Below are 1,209 nucleotides of genomic sequence, written 5' to 3' on the forward strand. Positions count from 1 at the left end.
CACCCGCATTGCCGGCGGCGTGCTGAAACCGAACCCCGAGCAACCCGAAAGGATCACGGCGCTGCTTGCCGGCCTGCAAACGGCAGGCGTCGCCGTCCAGCCTCCCCGTGAACACGCGCTGGACGGCATCGCGGCAATCCATGATCGCGACTATCTCGCCTTCCTGCAGACCGGTTTCGAGACGTGGCGGGCAGTGCCAGGGAACGGTTCAGAACTGCGATCGAGCGTCCATCCCAGCCGGCATATGGGCCGCCTGCCAGAAGATTTGCTTGGCCGGGCGGGCTTCTACCAAGCCGACGCCAGCTGCGTGTTGGTCGAAGGCACTTGGGAAGCAGCGCGCGCCAGCGCCAACACGGCACTCGATGCCATGGTGCGGGTGCTGGCGGGAGAAAAGGCAATGTATGCGCTTTGCCGGCCGCCTGGCCACCACGCCTACCGCGATCAGGCAGCCGGCTTCTGCTACCTGAACAACACCGCGATCGCGGCCAACTGGGCCGCGTCAAAAGGCGCGCGTGTGGCAATCATCGACGTGGACGTGCACCACGGCAATGGCACTCAGGCCATTTTCTACCACAGATGCGATGTACTCACGGTATCGATGCACGGCGATCCGGCCTGGCTCTACCCTTACTACGCCGGATATGCCGATGAGGTCGGCGCCGGAGTTGGTGAAGGATACAATCTAAACCTGCCAGTGCCACTGATGAGTGGCAGCGAGGTCTATTTGGCTGCCGCGGCAAAAAGTTGCGACGCGGCGCGGCAATTCTCGCCGGATATCCTGGTTGTCGCTCTTGGTTTGGACGCCTCCCAAGCGGACCCCTTTGCCTGTATGGCTGTGGACGAAAGTGGGTTTCACCGAATGGGGAAAATGCTGGGGGCGCTGTCGCGACCGACCCTGATAGTTCAGGAGGGTGGTTATCCCTCTCCGACTCTTGAGCGTTCGCTCGCGGCATTCCTTAAGGGATTTATAGAGGGTCGTAGCTCCTGAGGGTCACCATTGGATGGCCGTTTCCGGCGTACAGCATCAGCTGGACAGTTTATGTGAGCGCTTGGTGTAGAGAGGTCATTCTCATCTACGCATAACCTTTTACTCGGTTCTTGTGCTTGTTCGACCATCACACCACGAAAAAATCCTCAATGCGCTCTTTGCCTCCAGCAGTGCCGGCAGGAGTTCCCGCTCCATCTCCGCGACCGAGAAACGGGCCGACT

1 protein-coding gene is annotated in these 1,209 nt (G+C 60.6%); it reads left to right on the top strand.

Annotation, left to right across the window (positions count from 1 at the left end; translation table 11 throughout):
- A partial coding sequence (locus tag EOA22_RS34305) for a histone deacetylase family protein (RefSeq protein WP_164756207.1) occupies positions 1-988 on the top strand: 988 nt, incomplete at its 5' end.
- Positions 989-1,209 lie beyond the last annotated feature (221 nt).

Origin of the sequence: Mesorhizobium sp. M7A.F.Ca.US.014.04.1.1, assembly GCF_003998745.1 — a bacterium.
GTDB classification, from domain to species: Bacteria; Pseudomonadota; Alphaproteobacteria; order Rhizobiales; family Rhizobiaceae; genus Mesorhizobium; species Mesorhizobium ciceri.